Raw genomic sequence first — 23,358 nt, forward strand, 5'->3', positions numbered from 1 at the left:
AAATTTCTGCAAATCATTTTTTAAAAACTACCTGTTTGACAAATGTTCCTGTTTTGATATTGGCCGAAGCTGAATTTGTAACCCGTTTACCATTGATCAGTACATTGTCGAATGTTATTCCCTGCACCATATGGGTATTATCGAGCCCATTGATGATGGAGCTACCCGCCGAATTACCTGTATAACTGATATTCTTAAAATAAATATTTTGCACGCCTCTCCCCGGCCCGGTATTGTATTGTTTATTATACACCACTCTGATATTAAACAGCTGGCCTTCTTCAATATCATCTATACGAATGTTTTCAAAGCGTATATTCCTGATCAGGTTATCATCGCCGGCATTCATAGCCATGCAGCCCTGGTATTCGGGATCGTCTTCATCCTGCTCAAGGATATTGATATTTTTGAACAGGCAATTTTCCAATGTATCTCCCTCCGTATTGGTATTTCCGTGAATACCCATGTTAATGGGATGTGCAATGTCGGCCCATAAGGTCGAGTTGGTTACTGTACAGTTACGGGTATTGCCATAAAACTTCCACCGGTGGGCGTACAGGGCAATGCAATCGTCGGAATTGCGCATAAACACGTCATCGATCTTTACATCGGAGCAACACATCATATCGATGCCGTCGCTCCATCCCTGATAGCTGAACGATTTTACATTTTGAATAGTAATATTTTTTGAAGAACCGCCAAGAATGGTATAATGTCGCGGGTCGATGAAAACGATGCCTTCTATATGCACATTGTTTGAAAAAGTTACCTGTACGCCCTCCTGCGGCTGATCAACGATGCCACGACCGCAAATGCGAACATTTTGTACGCTGTCGCAAACGAATTTACCGCGCACCACAGCGCCACCAGCGATATACACTGTTTTGCCGGAGGGAATTTTATATTCTTTTGGCTGCCCGTTACCGGGTGTGTGCAAACCCGCACCGAAATACATTACATTGGCATCGTTGCTATCGGGTTTATTAGTTTCAATGGCATTGGCAAATACATGCAGGTTATGCAGTTTATTGCCATTAAATTCAACAGATATTTTTCGTGGCTGATGCAGGGTAAACAGAATCGTATTTCTTTTAACCGTAGGTGTTATGCCATAAGCAGCAGGCCGCACCTTAACAGACCGGATATTTTCATTGTTCTTCCGAACCATCACTTCTACTGTTCCTGAAAAATCAAAATACACCATCGAAGCATCCGCTACATTATCCATATCAACTTTTACCTTGTATTCAAACAAATCATGCCACTCGCCTCCGGGCCGGCGTACTTTCACGGTATAATCATCATTGTGCATGGAATAAATCACCTGTTTGGGAGCAGGATACGTAACGAGTTGCTGTGCGTATGAACGGGTACAAAAGAAAATAATAACCAATAAAACAGTACGGGTATTCATGATGGTGAATGGTCAATGGTGAATGGTCAATGGTGAATGGTCAATGGTCAATGCCCGCCCGGATGATCCGTTCGGACGGGGTCAATAGTCAATGCTTCGCCCGCCGAATGTGAAACGGCAAACGGGAATGGGCAATTGACAATAGGCAACGGGCAATTGGCAACGGGTTCTTCCGACTTCCGACCTCTGACTTCTTGCCTCCTGTTTCATGTACCCCCGAGCCTTGTTCCTTCCCTTATTCTTTTACCAACTTGCGCTCTAATTCCTCGAGCGACACACCCTTTGTTTCGGGTACTTTGGTTAATACCCATATCAATTGCAGGGTCATCATAAAGGCAAAAAAGCCAAAGATGGGCCAGGGATTATCTTTAAAAATGCCGCTTTCTTTATCTAAGAAAACGGGTGTAATTAATGTTATTATGGCAGCAAATACCCAGTGCACGCTGGCGCCGAACGATTGCCCCATTGCACGCACTTTGTTGGGGAATATCTCTGAAATAAAAACCCATATCACCGCGCCCTGACCAATAGCGTGGGCAGCAATAAAAAGCAACAGAAACACCATCAGAAAACCTGCACCGGCCTGCGCATAAAACGACCAGGCCACCATAGCCAGACTGATAATATATCCGATAGATCCAATAATGAGCAATATTTTTCTTCCAATGCGATCAATCAGGTATAAACCAACAAATGTAAAAATGAGGTTGGTGCCGCCAATGGCAATTGAATTGAATAGTGATTCCTTCGCCGCCAAACCTGCGCGCTCCAGAATTTCAGGCGCATAATACAAAATGAAATTTATGCCCGACCACTGGTTGAAGAAGGCTACCAAAAATGCCAGCCACAGAATTCTGTTATATTTCCGGCTGAAAAAACCGGTTGAATGTCCGGTAGCGGATTCGTGCTGTATACTGGTGGTTATCGACGATACTTCGGCATCCACATTGGTAACACCTAATTTCACCAATACTTTTTTGGCTCCATCAATATCATTTTTTTTAGATACCAACCAACGCGGACTTTCGGGAACGCTTACTACCATTATTGAATATATAAGCGATGGAATAGCCAGCACGCCTAACATCCAGCGCCAGTCATTTACGCCGCCAAATCCCTGTAAAAAATAGTTCGATAAAAAAGCGATCAATATGCCAAATACAATATTAAACTGGTACATGGCCACCAGGCGTCCTCTTGTAGCGGGCGTAGAAATTTCAGAAATATAAGTTGGCGCCGCAACCGACGACACGCCTATTCCCAAACCACCAATGAAGCGGAAAAAAGAAAATGTATAAGGGTCTTGCGCCAATGCAGAACCGAAAGCAGAAATCGTAAATAAAATACCGATCCAGATCAGCACTTTTTTTCTGCCGTATTTTTGTGTTGGCCAGCCACCCAGCATTGCCCCTGCTACGGTTCCCCACAAGGCCATCGACATGATAAAGAATCCATGAAACCAGGGCGATGTATGCCATAATTCTTTAATAGGCAAATTGGCGCCTGAAATAACAACAGTATCAAAGCCGAATATAAATCCGGCCAATGCAGCAATCAAAGCAAGCTTAAAAAGATAGCCGGATGCTTTATTATTCGCTATGGCAGCCCCGGTAGCAGCACTTTTTTCCATTGGTATGTTCATAACCAGTTGTTTTAATTGTTTAATATTTAACCGTGCCGCGATTGCTCTTCGACTTCGCTCAGAGCTATGTCGCGGTTTGCCCTTCGACTACGCTCAGGGTTGCGCGGGCCTGATCCATATGGCCTGGCCGCCCGACGGCACTAAATTTACATTAATCACCGTTGAAGCGTCGGCTTTTTTTGTTTCTGATTTAACCTTTGTTTTAGTTGTCGCTTTATCGTCATCGCTGTATATGGTAGCGAGATACTTTTTCCCTTTTGGTAAAAAGTCGAGTTTTATTTTCAACGAACGTGCATTGTTATTGGTGATTGTTCCCACAAACCAGCTATCTCCGCTGCGGCGGGCAGTGGTAATGTATTCACCGGGTGTTCCTTCCAGTACTTTGGTTTCGTCCCATACGGTAGGTATCTTTTCAAAAAACTCAATTTCGGGCTCATTTCCGTACTGTGCAGGTTTGTCGTACCAGAACAGCGTTTGTATAGGACTGTAATAAACAGCTGCCAGCGCCAGCTGGTGCGCATGGGTTGTTTTAATGCGTTCGTTGAAATAACATATGGTATAATCAGCCGCGCCGGCTATAAAGCGGGTGAACGGAAGAATGGTGTTATGGGTAGCGTCGGGCATTTCTTCATTGCCTCTTATGCCCTCTGCCGTCATCAGGTTAGGCCAGGTGCGTTGTTCACCGGTGGGCCTCCAGTCGTCGTGAATATTCACCATCATCTGGTTTTCTGCACATTTTTTAATCATTTCTTCAATCCATGTTGTCCAGCGGTGTGACCCAACCTGAACAAATCCAAACTTCACTCCTTTTACGCCCCAATTGTGGTAAACCCGGAACAACGAATCAGACTGGGCATACAAGCCCTGCAGGTTACAATACAACCAAACACCAATTCCTTTTTCTTTTCCATATTGAATAATTCCTGGTAAATCAAAATCGGGAATAGCCACCTTGGTCGCATCTGAAGTAAATGTAAATGCAGGTCCATACCATTTCCAGTCGAATAAAATGTATTGCAGACCATGCCTGGCTGCAAAGTCAATATTCTCAAAAGCATCCTTTGTAGTTTGCGTCATCACCCGCATGATCTTACCGGGTTTTATCCAGCTAACATCTTTAATTTTTGAAGGTGTATTCAGGTTGAGAAGAATACCATTGTTTACTATCAAATCACCGGGTTTTTCAGCCACCATAATTACACGCCACGGTGTAGCAACGGGCGATATCAGATCAGCCGGCGTGTACATTGAAGTAACAATGGTATTTGGTTTTTCTTTGCTCAGTTTAAATTTTGTACGGGCATAATCAACCAACTGCGCTTCGGCAAGGCATGCATACCATCCATTAGGTAACTGCAATGTCAATGGCCTTTCACTTTCGTTTGGCCAGTTGTTTAACGGAAGTAATTTATAAGGCGCCTGCGCCCAGGCTGCATGCCAGGCTTTTGTTCCTTCGGGCAAACTGAATTCAGTATTTTCTGCCACCACCCTGTAATAAGTGCCTTTGGGATTTTCAGGAAAGAAGTACCTGATGCCTACCCCTTCGTTATATGCCCTGATCTGCACCTGCATTTTATAGATAGGATTATCATCCTTTACAAATGAAATGCTAACCGCGTTGTAATAATCCCTGATCATAGCGTTTTCGCCACAAACCGGTTTCCAGCTGGTATCAACGGCTGTTGCCGTGATATTTTTAGCAGACAAATTTTCGCACCAGCGGGCATGGCTGTCGACCTTTAATGCCATAGCCATTTCTGAAAGATGATTATCCAGCTGAATGTCCAATACCGACTCCTGTATCACAGGCTGATTTTTATAAGCCACCTGGTAATACATGGTCCGTTTATCGTTTGCATCTTTTTTCTGGTAAAACTGAACGGTAATATTTTTATCGGGCGATGATACGTTCACACTGCTTCCAGGCACCACGCTATCCTGTGCATACATAGCCGTGCCTGTTATGCAGGCAATCATTATAATAAATACATTCTTCATGCAATCGTCAGCTATTTTCATAAATACTTTTTCCTGCCTTTAATTTTTGTAACCGTAACAATGCTTCGATGTAATAGTAATCGGCATAAATGATCGAGGCATCTACTTCACCGCCTTTTGGTTTATGTCCAGTTGAATGTAATAAGAAAGCGCTGTTAATATTACGACTTTGATATTTATCAGTAGAAAGATTTATCAGCATTTGCTCTGCTTTCCGGCGGTATTCATCAGCTTTTGACCTATCTGTAACAAAGGTACTTAACTCAAGCAAGGCCGATGCGGTAACTGCCGCGGCAGATGCATCCTTCGGTGCATTTGGAATATCGGGTACATTGAAATCCCAATACGGGATCAGGTCACCGGGCAGATTTTTAAGATATACATCAGTTACTTTTTGCGCAAAATTCAAAAACTGTGTATCCTTTGTTTCCCTGTACACCATGGTATAGCCATAAATGGCCCAGCTTTGTCCCCTCGCCCACATGCTGCTGTCGCTATAGCCCTGGTGGGTAATGCCTTTTATTTTTTTACCGGTTGCTGTGTCATATACCACCACATGGTATGATGTATAATCTGAACGGAAATGATTCAATAGGGTTGTTTGAGCATGCTTCACTGCTATATCATACAAATTTTTACTGCCACCGTTTTTTGATGCCCAAAACAACAACTCCAGATTGATCATATTGTCCATAATGGTGTTATGGCGCAGCGGCCAGTCAACACCGGGCACTTCGCGGGGCCATGATAAAATAGTACCCACTTTGGGATTGAATAATTTCGATAAGGTATCGGCAGCTCTTAGCAGAATGCTTTTATACGCTGAATCATGGGTAAGTCTGTACCCGTTTCCAATGCTGCAAAAAACCTGAAAGCCAAGATCGTGATCAATAGCGGCAGAATCAACCAGGGGATATAATGCACCAGAATAACGCTGTGCTTCTTTTTTCAATGTTGGATCTTTGCTGTATTCGTATGCATACCATAAAATGCCGGGCCAGAAACCACAGGTCCAGTCGCGGTAATTTACCAAACGCCATTGGGTTTGTCCATTCGCAATGCTGCGTGGTATCTGTGCAGCATCAGCCGGCACCATCTTCAATGTTTTATCTGTCTGTGCAAGGCAATAATCGAGGTTTTGTTTTTCATCGAACGATGTGGATTTGCACGCCACAAACATTGCCCAACCAAGTGTAATAATTATAATAACCTTTTTCATTCTTTATACATTTCTATTCTCCGGCATGAAGGCCGGAGCTATGGAATAAGATTTATATGAACAGGCTTATTCCGGGCTTCTTTGTTTAAAAGCTTATAGGTGTATATTCCATTGCCGGCAAATCAAATGCTATTGCAGCTTTACCATTCACCGTTGTCTTTCTTCCTGCAATTGATTTTGTACCGGCAATAAGTTTTGTGCTGTTACGTATTAATTCCTGCGGTATGGTTAGTATAACCTGTGCTGAACAACCAAAGAACCACCCGTTGTTCTGTTTGCACAAAACAGCCGACACACTATCTGACTTTGCGGCTATACCATAACCTGCTTTTGCAATGGTTTGACCATTGCCCAGAAATAAATAGCTCACTTCATTATCACGTTCATTAATGACCGCATAAGTTCCTCTGAACTTCTTTTCTTTATATACAATTTCCTGCCGGGCATTGGTGGATGAAAAAATATATTGCTTACTCCCTGTTTTATTTTCCACTACAATACCCGAAAACTCCTCAACTGGTTTATCGGGTGAAAATGATGAAATAGCTGCAATTGATTTTGGTTGCGACGACGATGATGGTTCATACACCACTACAAAAGGACGCTTCCAGGCTTCGCCATATTGACGCGCCACAATAGTGGGCAACGGCAAATCTGCAATTTCTTTTGGAACAATGCCCCGGTCGATGGCGGTGGATTTGGGTGATTTCACCGAGAATATTTCGCGGCCTGACGAACCTTTCATCCACATGTTCATAAAGATCGAATCCCTGCCGGGCATCTTTAACTGAAAGGTGACATTCACATCTTTATCGGTGGTAACAGATTTTTCATCCCATAAATAATCGTACGCAAATAAATCGCCGTTGGCAAAAGCTAATTTGTCAACCGACTGCAGGTTTAACGGATTGCCGCTATTATCGCTGACACTTATCCCCTGCCCCATATTGTGATAAAAGTAATCGTGCAGTTTATCGCCGCCTTCTTTTTTGCGTGAGCGAAATACATCAACATAATAACCGGTTGAATCGCTGGTACGAATGATGCTCATCATGCGTTGCTGATCGGCATTGGTTTCAGGTTCCCGAAAATACAGATCGGCAAAACTGATGTTGGGAAAAATATTCTTTTTTATATCAGCCATTGGGTAACAACGTTGAACCGTAAAACCATGATTGCTTCTCATTTCGGGGTACGACGATATACCATCTACCACTACGGTATTGTGTGCAGGGAATTTGGAATAATACTCCGCATAATCGGGCTGAAAATAAGTGGTACCGATACCGGCTTCGGGCGCCAGCGGCAATCCTTTTCCATACAACTCAAGCGAAATTCCATTGGCATGCATATGATTGCCGAGTGAGCCATTCAACGAAAGCGCCAATGCAGTTTCGGGATTGAAACCATTGCGTTGTATCAGCCAGCTTACATTAGGCGAGTAAAAAAGTGGACTAACAAAATCCTGCAACCTGCCGGCAGGTATTGATTCCTTTAATGAAAAATCTGCATAACTAACCAGAGAGACCAAATCCCGCCTCTCTATGGCACTCCCATCCCCTGAAGGGCCACTGACTGCTTTAATCATTTTAATAAAACGCGTAAACAACTCTTCCTGTTCGGGTTTATTATTCTTTTGCGCATTCAAGATCACCTGTTGTGCGGGGCTGGTCGACAACCGGTAATAATGCGAATCACCAAACGACACTACATAGCCATTGGGCAACAGGTATTGTGCTGTGGCCAACACTGCTTTTTTCAAAATGGGCAGCTGTTCCAACAAATCAAAATTCAACACACGATCGAATAAGGTAACGAAGTTCATGAAGTCGTTCATCACATTCACCGAATAACCGGGGCACTCGGACCAGATGCAGGTGTTGGGATCGTAGCCTTTTTTGATCAGCTCTGTCAGCGACCACTGGCGAACCGCATTTTGATTTAATATCTGATCAAGATAATACTGGCAACCTCTGCCATCGGCATAGTTATTATTGTTCTCAAGAACCAATGCAATATTAGCTACAAAACGCGCTTCAATCAGGTCCCAGTTGTTGAAGGGTACACCGTTTTTTATGATCAGGTCGGCCCATTTTTTAAATGCATCTGCATACAATAACATCTTACCGGATGCATGCTTTTGTATGTAATCGTGCAGAAAATCGTAACAAACCGTTAACTCATTCAGAATATCTTCATGAATAACTTCAAACGACGACAAACCCGCCAGCGTTTGATTATGTCCGTGGTTCAGATCGTACGGTTCTTTACGGTAATAAATACCCGTCATATAGGAATCGAACAGATCAAAGGCAAACTTTGCATATTTTTCTTCTCCGCTGTACCAATAAATGATGGCCGCATTCTGCGCCATGGTCATGATATTACGGTTGATGCCTTCTACAATTCGTCCTGTTTTGGCCTGTTCCACCCACTCCAGCGGCTGACCGGGTTTAGCGCGGTTTACATAGTATAATCCGCGCGGGTCATCCATATAAGGCAATATGTCTTCGAGCTTTGGTGCGCCGAACGAAGTAACGGCATCGCGGGTGCCGGTAAAGCGAATGGTGGGTGCAGGCGCTTCGCCTTCGGCATGGTCGTATACACCGCCTTTGATAAATACGTCGGTAGATTTTGTTTTCCAGTACATCTGTAAACGCGAAACGATCCAGGTGCTGTCGGTTTGATGCCGGTTTACATATTCCTCAATATTCTTTTTCGATTGCTCAAAAGAAGCACTTGCCCAACCGGCAGAACCGATAAGCATTTGCAGCCGCGACTTTTCACTGTTGCTGGTCAGCAATCGCGGATGTTCGGCCGTAACAACAGCAGGAATTTTAATTTGCTGTGCGCCGGCATATGCAAATAGAAACAGTAAAAAAATAAATACACCAATTCGTTTCATTACCCGTTTTTTTTAAAGGTATGTCACGCCCTATGCGTGACACACCTGAAGTTTTCACAGGGATATTAATTTATTTACATGACTATAATGTTAAAAATGTTCTATCCCGATTTTATCACTTTTACAGTAGCAGGCTGCGAACTTTCCCTGATAACGAGCTGCGTTGATAATACGATGGTCTTTTTCTCGGATTTCTTTTCGCTGCTGCTTAAACAGGCCAGCAATTGTTGCATGATTTGTTCCGAAATTTCCTTCACAGGTTGTGCAACAGCTGTTATCGAGGGAGAGAATAAGGAAAAATGAGTGTTATCATCGAAACCAATTACCGCGATGTCGTCGGGTATAGAAAGCTGTAACTGCTTTATGGCCTCCAGTCCGCTTATAGCGAGATAGTTGGTGGCAAATAATATGGCGTCGAGGCCGGGATTCGATTCAATAAACTGTTTTATTTCATCGGTAATCTTTTCCTGGTCGGTACTCCCTTCAAAACCGATCATTTTAACAAAAGGATTCAGTTTTTTTTCATTGATCGTATGCAGATAACCGTTCAACCGGTCGCGCATTTGCGTTTGCGACGATGAAATGGTTACAAAACCAATATTATTGTATCCGTTCAGAAAAAAATGCTGCATGGCCTTGTACACACCGTCGAAATTATCGACCACTACATTATAGGTAGATAAGCCAGGAAAATATCTGTCGAACAAAACCACCGGCAAATTATCATCCATCAGCGCCTTTATTTCATCTTCCACACCAGGCGGGGGTACTATAATATATCCGTCGACCTGCGTATCGCGAAAAGCGCCGATGAGATCTTTGGTTATTTTCACATCGTTTTCGGTACTGGCGTAAAAAATTTTATAGTCAAGTTTATACGCACGCTCTTCAACAATGCGCGCAATGCCCGAAAAAAACGGGTCAGCAATGCCTTCTACCAGCATACCAATGATCATGCTTTTGCCGGTGCGCAAACTTTTGGCTACACTGTTAGGCCGGTACCCCAATTGTTTTACATGCTTTAATATCTTTTTTTCCAGTTCTTCACTGATGCGCTTTTGCGCAGCTTTTCCATTCAGTACAAATGAAATAGTTGCTGCAGATACATTCAGCTGTTTCGCTATGTCATGTATGGAGATTTTCTTTTTCAAGATCAGACCAATTTAATCGATTAAGCATTCTTATTAAAAAACGAAGGGATCTCATGGGTTACAACAGTTTTGCAGATTGGGTTGTAATCAGTGTTTGCGTGAGCTAAAGAAAGCCACTTAAACCATCCCTGTGAATCGGGATGGAGGTTAAGGCTCTGATAGTCACTAAAAAGCGTGGCTGAAAAAAAACAATATAAAGCAGTTATGTATGGCATAACAAGTCGTTTTAGCCGGCAATAAAAGGCCTGCAAGCGCAGATATTTTATTTTTTATGATGCAAAACCGGCAGATTAGTTAATCGATTAGGCAAAAACTGTAAATTAGTGTCAAATTAACTGTTTATAATGATTGCCTGCATCAATCACCGCATTTTTTATTTGGGCAAACGTTGGCATAGCATCAGGTTACAAGTTTCAAGGTACAGGTTACAAGGCCCTCAGTTTCCATTATACTAATTATTTGCAGGCACGTTGATCACTAATGCCTTTTCGTGCCCTGAACCTTGTAACCTGAAACCTGAACCTTATGCCCTATAGCATAAACCTTACACCTTGTAATTTATTTTCCCTTTTAGAATAACTGAATGAAAACCGAAAACATAACGATTAAAGACATTGCCAAAGCACTGAATCTCTCCTACTCAACCGTTTCGAGGGCGTTGAAGGGCAGCTATAAAATAAGTGAGGCAACCCGCGAAATGGTAAAGAAGTATGCCGATGAGCATCATTACCGGCCCAACCTGATGGCGCAAAGCCTTAAGAATAAAAAAAGCCATTGCATTGGCGTGGTGCTGTGCAGTATTCCGAATAATTTCTTTGCCGAAGTGCTCAGCGGCATCGAGTCGATTGCTTATAACAAAGATTACCTGCTGATCATTACGCAAAATCTGGAGTCGTATGAGCGCGAAGTAAGAAATCTTGATAATCTTACCTGGCGCTCGGTCGACGGACTGCTGGTTTCTCTTTCTACCGAAACAACCGACCTCAGTCATTTTAAACAATTGCACGATCAGGGTCTGCCGATCGTTTTTTTCGATAGGGTTACCGATGCCATACCAACACACACAGTAATTACCGACAATGTAGGCGGCGCTTACAATGCCACCAGCCATTTAATTAAGCGGGGATATAAACGTATAGCCACTATTACCAGTTCGCCACATATTTCTATTACCAGGGAAAGACTGGATGGTTATAAAAAAGCATTGACTGAACATAATATAGCCGTGAACGACCGGTATATAAAATATTGCCCGCATGGCGGCATGATGATAGAAGAAATTGAATCGGCGCTTGATGAACTGTTGCAATGCCCCGAGCCACCCGATGCCTTACTTACTGCCAGCGACCGTATTACCATCGGTACTTATTCGCTCATTCGCAAAAAAGGATTGCAGATACCCGGCGATATTGCCGTGGCCGGCTTTAGCAATTTCAATGCGACCGAGTTGTTCGACCCACCATTGACCACCATTCGCCAGTCGGCCTTTGAAATGGGCAAAATAGCCACCGACTTACTGATACAATTAATAGAAAGCAAACGGCCTGTTACAACGTTTGAAAGAAAAGTATTACCAACAGAATTAATCATTCGCGATTCTACGGGCAATAAAAAATAAAAGCCAATTTTTATTTTTCGTCTTCAGCACCATAAAAACCAACCTGAAACCTGCCGGTTTGGTAATACATATATGTCTTGTTTTTGCGACAATACTTTATGGGAGCCCCGCTTTTCTTCATTATACTGATGTATTTATGAACACATCGCTTCGAAATGTGCATTTTTTGCGCAAGTTCTTCGGGAGTACCGGTTGCGAGCCGGCTAATAAAACTGTCAAATTTTTTAATACGGCGGATAAAAACTTCAGACATAACCAGGAAATTGAAGGTTAAGATTTATACTGCCGCAGTTCATATGGCAATGATTGCAGCAACGAATTTTTAAATTGAATTAACAATTACGCTTACAGTCTGATTTTCCTCCATCCCTACTAAAGTAAAAAATTTGCTTCCCGGTTTATCAGGGATGAAGCCGTGGCGGGCAATAATTAATCATCCATTCTGGTTTTTGTGCAGGAGAGTTGCGCATAATATCAGTACAAATGCGCTGTAAATCATTTGTAATTTCGCCAATACAAAAATGAAAAAAAGGGGGCTGCCAAACCAAATAAAGGGGGCAAATCAGTCATTTCTATGCCCCCCTCTCTGAAAAAGTAACTATCATATGGGATAAACGACATTTTGCTGGACATAATCCCCGATGAGGCAGGTGAGTGTTAGGGTTACTTCCCATTAGTTTCCACCGTAGCAGAATATGGAAATATGCATAGCCATATCAAAAAAAAGTTTTAGCAGGTATGCTTTCATATATGGTCACATGCTAACCCAATTCATTGTTGCACAATACTGTAACCAGGCTTATTGTTAAGCAAAAAATTAAGCAGACTAACGTTCACTGAAATGTGCCATTAAAGGGATTTCCACATTAAAACGGGTAATACAAAGAAAACAGAAAATAAAGAAAACAGCAGTCCGCCAATTGTGCCGGCAGCCAATGAAAACCAAAACACTTCGTGTTGCCCTTCCATCAAAAAAGGAATGAGGCCACAGCAGGTCGATATGGTAGTCAGCAATATAGTTCGCGCTCTTTTGATAGTAGCTTTTATTAAAAGCCGGTTGTACAATATGAACGGCTTATTGGTTCGCAGGCTATTGAAATCGTTCACAATAAAAATGGCCGCATTAGATACCAGGCCACCCAACATTACAAAAGCAGCATAACCACCCTGATCAAAGAAAAAATCGCCCAAACCAAAGGTCAGAAACAATCCAACAAATGCAACAGGGATGACACAAATAATATAAAATGGCGTTTTCAAACTTTCAAACAAAACACTGCATATAAAAAAAATACACAATATCAATACAGCAATTAGTACATACTTCCGGTTCTCCTTATCCCAATTCATATTCCAGCTTTGCTGTTCTGCCGAATAACCCGGCGGCAGTTCAGTTTTCAGATCTTCCAGCACTTTTCTAAGATATTTATTACCGAACTCGACCGATCCCATATATTCAAACCCTACAACACGAATATATTGCCGGTCTTCTCTGTGAATACTATTGGCAGTATTTTGAAGTTCAAGTTTGCCTATGCCATCAATTTTTATACTTTTTGACGAATCTAACCGGATGCTATTATTAATTAAGTCATGATTTGAGTAAGCATTTGCATGTTCTTCTTTTAACATCAAAGGATAATATTGATCGTTGATAACTATCTGAGCAGATGGGTTGCCAGGTTTGGCAAGATTCTGCAGCTTGTTAACAATTTCAAATCTGCTGGTATTAAATAAAGCCATTTTAGCAGGGTCGAGATTCAACACATATTCACTGCTTTGTTTCTCATTATAATTTAGCCGTTCATTGGTATTAACTTTTTGAATACGTGGATGCTTTAACAATTTTGTTGCCAGCCGGTTTGCTTGCTTTTCAAGCTCATCATAGTTATATCCTTTCATAATTACCTGAAATCCCGGAATTTCATCATTACCTGCATTACTGAATCCCTGCCCTACCCCATATACATCCCAGGACACACCGCCCCAATCGAGCGACCGGGAAATTAAATCCGACTTTAACTGATATGGCAAAGCAGCATTCTCATATTCATCTTTAAACGTGATTGCTATACTACCATGTTGCCCGTTGTACACATTGGATACGTACTTATCAATTCCATTAACCGCCGATAAATACCTTTCAAAGTCAGATAAGATATAATTCATCTGATCAGGCGTATTACCGTAAGGCAGTTCAGCATCTACATATAATGCTGTTTTTTCTGGATTACGGTAACCGCTCTTTTCATATAAATTATATATAAATAATCGAAGCATGCCACCCAGCCATTTATCAATATGCGGCCTGATATTTTCCTGGTAGTTTTTGGTACCGATTGTTGCATTGTAACATGAATGATACCATTTGTTACCGTCCCATTTCTCAGGCAACATAAACACCGGTAATCCAAATAAAAGAATAATGAACAGAATAAATATTTTCCGGTATCGGGCCAGTAGTTTGATGGTATTGATATATGCAATCAACGACCAGCTTTGCCATTTTTTTTTAAATTTTAAATGAATGAGCCCGGATATTTTTAAGTTGGTTACTGACTGGTGAATACCAGCCGGCTTTTTATTATTCAAAACGAGATACAGGCCGGGTATAAACCATAAGGCTGTTATTAATGACGAAACAAGCCCCAATACAATGATAAGCGCAAAATCAGAAAGGTTTTGTCTTTCTTCTTCCGACAAAAAGAAAATCAAACACAATGCGGCAATGGTAGTAAGTGAAGCGCCTAAAATAGCCGAAAAAACGCGGCGATTGCCCCAGTGGTGATAATAGTCAAGCATTACAATAGCATTATCGGTTATAATGCCAAAAGAAATAGCCAGCCCCGCAATTGTGTATAAATGAATATTGATCCGGAATAGCCAGGCAAAAATAATGGTGATACAAAGACTTACACTCAACCCTAAAAACAGGTTAACAAGATATCGCCAGCTACGGTATGCAAGCATGATAAACAACGCCAGAATCGATACGGCTAAAAAGGACCGCCGGTAATTTTTTGAAATCTCCTTTTGCAGAAATTCGGTATCATCGTAATTTATCCTTAGCTCAAATCCTTTAGGCAATAGAGCCTGTGCCTGTTTTATTATCTCTTTTACTTTTTGGCCCAGTACAATCCGGTTTTCGCCTTCGCGTGCAAAAACCTTCAGGTTAACAGAATTTTTTCCATTGATACGAAAATAATTTCCCGGTTCCTGCTCTTCAATAAAAACGGTAGCCACATCTTTCAATTTAAGAGGTTCTCCGTTACTAACCGGCAACAAAATATTTTCAATTACCTCAACAGAAGCAGCGGGCGCCATCAATTGCAAAAAATATTGTTCACCGTTAGCCATCACTACATTCCCCGGGTAAGCTGTAGCAAAATAAGATTGAATGCTGTTGGTTATCTTTTCAGGAGCTATATTCCAGGCGTCGCATTTATTTTTGTTGAACCGTATGGTTAGCTGCAGATTTTCTACGCCCGAAACACTTGCCTCTTTAATGCCTTTTACATTGGCTAGCGCTTTGGTAAAAACCATCTCAGCTTCCTGTTTAATGCGAAATGGTTGCAACGGTGCATTGATTGAATATACAAGCAACGGGCTTTGTATTTTGCTGCTATTATTTTTTCCATCAATAATAACAGGATACGAAGCGCCAGCAGGTAATTGAGAATGTAGCTGCCTGATAACAGCCGCCAATTCAAACCTTTTCAGCTGCATATCGGCGCTTTTATCGAATTGCAATTGTACCGATCCGCTGTTGTATCCCGAAACCGATTTTATTTTTTTAAGCTGACTTAACTGCGAGCAGGCTCCCTCGATCAGTGAAGTCAACTGTTGTTCTACAATATCGGGGCTACTATTGGGAAGCGAGTAAGATACCGTTAATGAAGACGATTTCTCCTGAGGCACCAGATCTACTTTCAATGCAGGAATGATAAGCCCTCCGATTATGGCCAGTGCCACAAAAATGAAAACAATACGGAACGGAGAAAATAATGGCTTCAATCGAAATAAATTAAAAATAAAAGAATCAGCCTGTTTAATTGTAAAGAAAACATTTTTTTATCGATCTAACGTAAAACACTATATATAATTAAATTATTTTTTTAAAAAACTTCGGTGCACTATCCGTGCATCGGTTGCAAATAAATTCGTTACAAAATTCTCCCTTTAACCTGATTGCATGAATTTTACTGTGATTAAAAAAAAGGATGCAGCCCTTTTTGCATGTACGCTGACAAACCAATGCTTTAAAGTATTTGGCACAATTGCACTTTTGTTTTTTCTTGTAACATGCACCAACAGTTCAAATATTCCGATTACAGAAGTACCATTACTTGAAAATGGAACAAATAATTTCATCATAAAAAAATGGCAGATCTTAGGTCCTATTTACCGCGACACATCTAATAACAGAGGAAGGCAACTCATAAAGCTTGATGATAATTCATTAAATGACTATTGGAAAGTTTCGGAAAATGATCTGAACGAACACAACTTTTGTTCGTTCAGTATCGACAATGCAGTTAATAAAAACAATAACATAAGAGATGTAAAGAACACCTCTTTAGAAATAAAAGAGGATTATGCGAACCTTAAAGAGGCTTTGCAGGATGATTTACCGGGAGATTGTTATATGGCTGCAGTAATAAGCAGTAAAGAAGAGCAGGATGTTGTTTTTTATGAAAAAACAGCCAATGGCAGAAAGATTTGGCTAAACAATGAATTGCTCTTTAATGAACGGGTTGGTTCTAAACATTTTTTTAAAGCACATCTCAAAAAGGGAAACAACTTTATTAAAGTAAAGGTGTCTGATATATGGGGCGATTGGTATTTTCATTTAAATATGTTCTCAAAAAAGTACTATGCAAATCAGTTCTATGTAAATAAAATTTATTCCAATTTTCTGGCTTCCCCTGTAATCAGCGATGGGCACATGAATATAAACTTCGACAAGGACTTTTTGCAGGCAGAGAAAGCCTGTCGTCTGCAGATCTTTGATAGTCAAAATTCAAAAATAATTGATACTATCCTTGGTAAAGGCTATACATGGACGATGCCTGTAGATCAACTTCAGGAAGGTAGTTACGTGTGCCGTTTAATGGTAGATGAAATACAACTGGAAGAAAATTTTATTGTTGGCGCCCCCAAAAACCTTTGGAACAGGATTGTTAACACTTACCAGCCGGCAACGGCTGGTGAAAAAACAGCCTTAAAGATTCAGCCGCTGATAAACAGATATCAACTTATCGATTCGGTATTCACTAAAGATAAAGACACGATAGCTTATTCAAAGAAAGTTCCCTTTGTAATATTTGAACTGCAGAGGACCTTGTTTAACTCATCGAAAAATCCGGCACAAAAAGGTTTCAATGAGAAGGGCTGGCACCTGCGGGGATACCGGTCAACAATTGACAATTCGCTGCAGTATTACATGGTTTACATTCCACAGCAGTACAATCCCCAAAAGCCCGCTTCTCTTATGCTTAGCATGCCTTATATAGGAAGTGCAAAACATCCTTTTTATGGTAGTGTACATGTGGCAAACCTGGAGCGAAATGAATTACTTGCCCGGCTGGCAGACATATATAATATCATTCTGTTAATTCCATCAACGCGGATCTATGAACAATACAACTTTAATTCAATTGTGGCAACTGAAACGTTTGCCGCATTAAACGAAGTGAAGAATGACTACAATATCGATGATAAGCGGCTATACTTATATGGTGCCTGCTCAGGTGGGGTATTTGCAGCCGTGTTGGCTAACAGATTTCCGGGAACATTTGCGGCAATAGGACTCGAAGGCCCTGAATTTAGTTATACAGATTCTGAAAAGTATCCCGAAAAGTGGCTGGCGAATAATAATATTATGAAATTTACAGAAAATTATTCCGGTGTACCGATTCTTATAATACATTCAAAAAACGACAGGAAAGCTGAATTTAATCTGACACAGAACTTCGCTAACCTGGTAAACCAGCATGGCGGGAACGTAATAATCGACACGCTTGACAATCCCCATAAAAGTCAAAAAATAAATCTTCAGCATGATGACATTATGATGCCAAAGTTTTTTGATTTTTTCAAGGATAAAGTTTTGAAACAACCTGATACAATTAATTTTTTTACAGCCCAATTAAAATACAACAAAGCTTATTGGTTAACGATCAATCAGCGTTGTTCAACAGACGTAGCTTCAATAACCGGTATAATAAAACCAGATAATATAATAGAGGTTAGTTCAAATAACATTTGCAGTTTTTCAATTGATTTTAAAACTGTACCAGGTTTAAGCCAAACAAAGAAGGTGAAAGTAGTTGTTAATAATAAAATACAGTTTGATGATTATTTGAAAAGAGATAGTATGATTTTCAATACTCATAATCATCAACCTGCCAAAGGTTTCAAATGCCCTTCAACCGAAGGGCCAATTAGCGACGTTTTTGCGAACAGTTTTTTAGTCGTTAAAGGAACGCAGGGAACTGCCGAAGACAGGTATGTTTTTTCCCATGCTGAAGATACATTTTGCCTGAACTGGAAGGCTTTTTACTTAAATGACCCTATGGTAAAAAAGGATATCGAGGTTTGCGACAAAGATATTCTGAACAATAATCTTATACTTTTTGGAACAAACAACACCAATTTTATTTTAAAAAGAATATCGGAAAAACTGCCTTTTAAAACAGGAAGGCAATGGATTAAAATTCATGCAAGGAAATACAATGGTAATGATATCAGCTATATGATTGTTTATCCAAATCCGCTTAACCCTAAAAAATATATCCTGGTTATTGGGTCAAGGTCCCGGCAACTCCCTTTCAGCGAATTTGAAAATTTATCTTTGAAAGGGTGGTTTGATTATGAAGTATGGAATGGCACTCGGGTATTAGCCAGTGGATATTTTGATAATAATTGGTTTTAAATCAGGCAGCGCGCACGAAATTTCAATAAATAATTGAAATATTCTTTTTGACAAACATCGTCGCTGCATTATCCGTGCATCGGGTAGAAATATATTCGTTTCAATATTTCCCGATGCGCTTAAGGGAAAATAGAAACCATTATTGATTAATTAAACTTAAAAAAAATGATTAGTAAAAAGTTAAAACTGACTATTGTGTCAGCAATAGCCGCCATTGCTTTTACAGGCCTTTGTTCATTTGTAACTGACAGTGAAGGCGGATCGACTTATTGTAAAAATGATCCAAATAGAAACGACGCTCTTTGTATAAAAAACACATCAGGTGTAGCTGAATGCTGGATAATGCAAGCGAATACAGTTAAAGACTGCTACGGAACCGGAAATTAACCTCACTTACTTTATAATGATTTTGTTCAAAAATTAAATGCAGGCAAAATGAAAAAATTAATTAAACCATTTATAGGATTGTCGGCAATGACAGCTTTATTTCTTGGATTAAGTTCTTTTGTAAGTTCAGATGAAGGCGGCGGTGGTTATTTCTGCAAAAACGACCCATCGCAAAATACAGGCAGATGTTATGTTTGGGCTACCGGCGCAACTTGTGATAAAACCACAACAGCCAATAAGGATTGTTACGGCGTCGGCCAGGACTAGTAAAATTTAAGTTGTAAAAAAATGGGTTGGCGATTTAGCCTCAAATAAATTTTGCCAGCCCATTTTTTTTGATTGATCAAATCATAGAAGATAGAATAATGAAAATAAAACATTTATTCGTAATACCATTGGCGACAATCACGGCCTGCAAAGAGGAACCGAAATTGCAGCAAAAAAAATATCCGTATACATTAACTGAAACCAGTGTTAAATCATTTCCCTTAGATACAACCCAGGGTTTCTATTATAATTGTGTAAGATATGATAATGCCACCAATACATTCCAGCTGTTAAATGAAATCAATCGCACTATTTATGCCTATGATTATGATAAAACAACACTTGTTTCAAAAGATACACTTCAAAAAGAAGGGCCTGATGGTGTAGGCCCCTGTAACAGAGGAGGCTTTTTAATAAATAACGACACTACTTACTTCCTGAATTATCACACAGGCCAGTTATGTATTTTAAAGAAGGGTAAACTGGTAAAAAAATTCGATCTGTATCCAAAGATTTTTGAATCGGAAGGCTTTGCCGAAGCACCTACCCTATATCCCTTGCAAAAAAGAGATAATAAGCTCGATATCCTGACCCAGTCGATTGACCCAAGAGAAGATAATACTAAACTAAATACACTTATAACCGTGAACCTCGAAACTTCGGAAGTTGTTCGATCTGTAAAAAGACCGCCATTTTACAACACTGGCTATTGGGGCATGTTCAATCCTTACAGGGTTTATTATGCCTTTAATAATAAAATGTCAAATTATGTATTTAGTTTTTGCGCCGATCCAAAGTTGCATGTATACGACGCCAACCATACTGAAATAAAAACAATTGAAGTTGAATCCGACTATTTTTCGAATTCCGATATAAAACCTATTGCAGGCGTCAGTACAAAAGAAGGCCTCAACTTTCTGAACAATCACAAAGAAAAAGCTCAGATGCACGATTTTATCACACCGAGCTATGGCCCGTTTTTTTATGACCATTACAACAATGTTTATTACCGGTTTGTAAACCATCCCTTAACAAAAAACGAATACAAGGATCCGCAGATGTTCGAAAAATATCCAATGGAGTTTTCAATCATTATACTGGATAATGAGTTAAAAAAAATCGGCGAATATTTATTGCCGCGTAAAGGATATTTTACCGGCATGATGCTGGTAACGAAAGACGGCCTTTTAATAAGTAAATTATCTGATTACAAAAAGAATGAAGATCATTTGCCGTTTGCCGTATTTAAACTTACAAAAAATGAAACCACCCAAAAATAATTATTCAAAATTCAGTTTGTTTTGCCTGTTTTTACTATTCGCCTTATCTGGTTGCAGGTATCTTAACAAAACAGATAAGATAATAAACCAGATCTCAAAAAATTCAGCAGCACAATACAAGAGCGCTATAATAATACCAGGGGAAGGCTGCGGGGGGTGTATAAGCGATGCCGCTAACTTTGTAAAAACCAATATCACCAAACTCAAAAATACACTTGTAATATTTACCAATGTCAAAGATCACAAAACGCTACGGCTAAAAATAGGAAACGATGTTTTTAGTTATTCAAATGTAAAAATCGACACAATTAACCTTGTTAATGAAACTAATCTGGCATCAATATATCCACAACTTGCCTATATGGAAAAAGGCCATATTTACAAATATGGAAGTTTTAACAAAAATAATTTTAAATGGTAAAAGAGAGCACGAATGCATCATTAGTGCAGTGAAGGAATTTATATTTGATACAGTATTTCCTGATAGCGCTTATAGAAATAAAACTTCACTCATAATTTAAAAACGTTAAAAAAATGGCTAACAAAAAATTAATAAAAAGGCTCATTATATCAGCCATGACTGCAATTACCATAATAACTTTTTCTTCTTTTGTAGATGATGCAGAAGGTGGCAGTTCTTATTGCAAAAACGACCCGAACCGAAATACCGGTGTTTGCGGAAAGTGGTCAGACGGAACTTTTACGTGTGAAAACACGAACGTGGCTAATAAGAACTGTTATGGGGTTGGATCTGACTAAAACCCGGCTGCAGTTTTTTACCTAAGGATTCAGGATGCTTTCCTGAATCCTTTTTTGTAAATCTCAGTTTTTCACATGAGGTGTATTTCAAACGAGGGTTTAATTTTCCAGCGCACAAATAATGCAGTGAGGATATTTATATTTGTTTATCACATCTGGAAAAGCAATCGAACGATGAAAAAAGTGCTTTTTACTTATTCGGCATTGATGCTCTGTTATATTTCATTTTGTCAAACTCCTCAGGAAATAATTTACGTAAATGCAATAACCAGTAAATATTTTACGCAAAAAGAATTTGATAGTTTGAAAATAAAAGATCCGCAGGATATAATATCGGTAAAGTTAAAAACTACCAAAGACACTATATTTTATGCATTCTATTCCGGGAAGGAGAGTAGAAAGAACGAAGAGGAAAACAGAAAATTAGAAAACCAGCCATTGCAGTACTTTCAATTGAAAGACTTACAGGGAAATATTATTGACTCCAGAAACTTTGCAGGCAAAGTGATATATATCAATTTCTGGACAACCACCTGTGGCCCCTGCAGGGCAGAAATTCCTGACTTAAATAAGTTGAAAGAAAAATACAAAAAGAAAGAAGTGGTATTAATATCTATGGCTCCTGAGGATGCTATCACGATAAGAAACTACGTAAGAAAAAACAAATTTAGTTTAACAGTAATTCCAAACGCAAAAGAAATATTTGATAAATGGCATATAACCGCCTGGCCAACACATTTTCTTGCAGACAAAGCCGGTATTGTAAAAATCGTGAGCCAGGGCGCATCAACAAAGAAATCCCAAACCACCAACTCATGGACTACGACAGTCTATGATAAGTTTAGCAATGCTATTGATGAACTTCTGAAACAAAACTAAAACACCATAATTATTTTTTATTTGTTAACCCAAAATCAGAATTATGAATGTAAAAAAGTTCAAAATCGGTCTTTTCCTTACACTTTTTGCTGCAACAACAGTTTCCGGCTTGTCATCTTTTGTAACCGACGATGAAAGCGGAAGCAAAAACCACGATTGTGTAATTACCAATGATAATGGCCAACAAATCGGAGTTCAATGCAGGGATAACGGAACAAAATGCAGTGGAATAACTGATTGCATTTTAAGGTAAAAAAAACATTAATTACTTAAACATTACAGACAAATGAAAAAAAACATCGTAAAAAAAATTGCTATCCCTACACTTTCAGCACTTGCTCTTATCTGTACTTTAATGTCAAAAAATGCAGCTGCAAATGTAACAGATGATGAAGGAAGTGGCGGAAAACATGGTTGCGTTTATGTAATACCTGCTCCGGGTGAAGTTAGTTATGACTGTAGTGGCCTTGGAACAGTGTGCACATCAGCGTCTGATTGCAAATTAAAATAACGAGCCGCATTCAAAAGAATATTTTAAATTTTAAAATCATTAAAAATGAATAAAAACATCGTAAAAAAAACAGCCATATCCTTCGCTTTTATTTTGGCGCTTGGAAGCACTTTAATATCAAAAAAAGCTAATGCCCACACATCAGACGACGAATCATATGCAGTACCAGATCATGCTTGTGTTTGGGTAGTTATAACTCCCGATGCTGCAATTGTGGACTGTAAAAATAACGGCACAATGTGTTCAAAAGCGTCGGAATGTGTAAAATAAAAAACAGATCCCTTATCTATTAACAGAAATTCAATCATACAACCAATCATTGATCGCCAAATAACATAAGCACAATGATTGGTTTTTTAAAATCCTGTCATGAAGAATGCGCTCTCGTTATAGT

General features: G+C 39.8%; 18 protein-coding genes. 10 read left to right on the forward strand and 8 right to left on the reverse strand.

Going from position 1 to position 23,358, the window contains the following annotated elements; all coding sequences use genetic code 11:
* Positions 1-13: 13 nt before the first annotated feature.
* The 6 genes from AC59IL_RS03630 to AC59IL_RS03655 form a co-directional block, all read right to left on the reverse strand.
* Positions 14-1,414 (reverse strand): glycosyl hydrolase family 28 protein, encoded by a 1,401-nt coding sequence (locus AC59IL_RS03630; protein ID WP_496550717.1) that lies wholly within the window; start codon positions 1,412-1,414, stop codon positions 14-16.
* Between the two features lie 235 nt (positions 1,415-1,649).
* Positions 1,650-3,056 carry a sugar porter family MFS transporter gene (locus tag AC59IL_RS03635; RefSeq protein WP_496550718.1) on the reverse strand — a complete coding sequence of 469 codons (1,407 nt, stop codon included), beginning with the start codon at positions 3,054-3,056 and terminating at the stop codon, positions 1,650-1,652.
* A 93-nt stretch (positions 3,057-3,149) separates the two neighbouring features.
* Complete coding sequence (locus tag AC59IL_RS03640; RefSeq protein ID WP_496550719.1) at positions 3,150-5,075, reverse strand: glycoside hydrolase family 97 protein; 1,926 nt, start codon at positions 5,073-5,075, stop codon at positions 3,150-3,152.
* On the reverse strand, positions 5,062-6,273 hold the full coding sequence (locus AC59IL_RS03645; RefSeq protein ID WP_496550720.1) for a glycoside hydrolase family 88 protein: 1,212 nt from the start codon (positions 6,271-6,273) through the stop codon (positions 5,062-5,064). The genes AC59IL_RS03640 and AC59IL_RS03645 overlap by 14 nt, the downstream gene beginning before the upstream one ends.
* An 85-nt stretch (positions 6,274-6,358) precedes the next feature.
* The gene (locus AC59IL_RS03650) at positions 6,359-9,178 is read right to left on the reverse strand and encodes an endo-acting ulvan lysase-like protein (RefSeq protein ID WP_496550721.1); all 2,820 of its coding nucleotides are present in this window, start codon (positions 9,176-9,178) and stop codon (positions 6,359-6,361) included.
* A 101-nt stretch (positions 9,179-9,279) separates the two neighbouring features.
* Positions 9,280-10,329: a LacI family DNA-binding transcriptional regulator gene (locus tag AC59IL_RS03655; protein ID WP_496550722.1), complete on the reverse strand. Its 1,050-nt coding sequence runs from the start codon at positions 10,327-10,329 to the stop codon at positions 9,280-9,282.
* Between the two features lie 583 nt (positions 10,330-10,912).
* Here AC59IL_RS03655 and AC59IL_RS03660 point away from each other — a divergent pair.
* On the forward strand, positions 10,913-11,947 hold the full coding sequence (locus AC59IL_RS03660; protein ID WP_496550723.1) for a LacI family DNA-binding transcriptional regulator: 1,035 nt from the start codon (positions 10,913-10,915) through the stop codon (positions 11,945-11,947).
* 10 nt (positions 11,948-11,957) lie between these two features.
* Here AC59IL_RS03660 and AC59IL_RS03665 read toward each other — a convergent pair whose 3' ends face one another.
* Together AC59IL_RS03665 and AC59IL_RS03670 are read right to left on the reverse strand one after the other, a co-directional pair.
* On the reverse strand, positions 11,958-12,200 hold the full coding sequence (locus AC59IL_RS03665; protein ID WP_496550724.1) for a helix-turn-helix domain-containing protein: 243 nt from the start codon (positions 12,198-12,200) through the stop codon (positions 11,958-11,960).
* Positions 12,201-12,796: 596 nt separating this feature from the next.
* A complete protein-coding gene (locus AC59IL_RS03670) occupies positions 12,797-15,961 on the reverse strand; it encodes an efflux RND transporter permease subunit (RefSeq protein WP_496550725.1) in 3,165 nt (1,054 codons plus the stop codon).
* Positions 15,962-16,139: 178 nt separating this feature from the next.
* On the opposite strand from AC59IL_RS03670, the gene AC59IL_RS03675 reads away from it, so the two are divergent.
* The 9 genes from AC59IL_RS03675 (at position 16,140) to AC59IL_RS03715 (ending at position 23,234) form a co-directional block, all read left to right on the forward strand.
* Positions 16,140-18,881 carry a dienelactone hydrolase family protein gene (locus AC59IL_RS03675; RefSeq protein ID WP_496550726.1) on the forward strand — a complete coding sequence of 914 codons (2,742 nt, stop codon included), beginning with the start codon at positions 16,140-16,142 and terminating at the stop codon, positions 18,879-18,881.
* Positions 18,882-19,046: 165 nt separating this feature from the next.
* A complete protein-coding gene (locus AC59IL_RS03680) occupies positions 19,047-19,268 on the forward strand; it encodes a hypothetical protein (protein ID WP_496550727.1) in 222 nt (73 codons plus the stop codon).
* A gap of 48 nt (positions 19,269-19,316) precedes the next feature.
* On the forward strand, positions 19,317-19,535 hold the full coding sequence (locus AC59IL_RS03685) for a hypothetical protein (protein WP_496550728.1): 219 nt from the start codon (positions 19,317-19,319) through the stop codon (positions 19,533-19,535).
* 98 nt (positions 19,536-19,633) lie between these two features.
* Positions 19,634-20,815: a DUF4221 family protein gene (locus tag AC59IL_RS03690; RefSeq protein ID WP_496550729.1), complete on the forward strand. Its 1,182-nt coding sequence runs from the start codon at positions 19,634-19,636 to the stop codon at positions 20,813-20,815.
* The gene (locus tag AC59IL_RS03695) at positions 20,796-21,236 is read left to right on the forward strand and encodes a hypothetical protein (RefSeq protein ID WP_496550730.1); all 441 of its coding nucleotides are present in this window, start codon (positions 20,796-20,798) and stop codon (positions 21,234-21,236) included. The genes AC59IL_RS03690 and AC59IL_RS03695 overlap by 20 nt, the downstream gene beginning before the upstream one ends.
* Before the next feature lie 113 nt (positions 21,237-21,349).
* Entirely contained in the window at positions 21,350-21,574 is a 225-nt protein-coding gene (locus AC59IL_RS03700) for a hypothetical protein (RefSeq protein ID WP_496550731.1), read from the forward strand.
* Positions 21,575-21,748: 174 nt separating this feature from the next.
* Positions 21,749-22,453, forward strand: coding sequence for a TlpA family protein disulfide reductase (locus tag AC59IL_RS03705; protein ID WP_496550732.1), 705 nt, complete (start codon positions 21,749-21,751; stop codon positions 22,451-22,453).
* Between the two features lie 286 nt (positions 22,454-22,739).
* A complete protein-coding gene (locus tag AC59IL_RS03710; RefSeq protein ID WP_496550733.1) occupies positions 22,740-22,964 on the forward strand; it encodes a hypothetical protein in 225 nt (74 codons plus the stop codon).
* A 45-nt stretch (positions 22,965-23,009) separates the two neighbouring features.
* On the forward strand, positions 23,010-23,234 hold the full coding sequence (locus AC59IL_RS03715) for a hypothetical protein (protein ID WP_496550734.1): 225 nt from the start codon (positions 23,010-23,012) through the stop codon (positions 23,232-23,234).
* Positions 23,235-23,358 lie beyond the last annotated feature (124 nt).

Source organism: Niastella sp. sgz303648, from assembly GCF_059587045.1.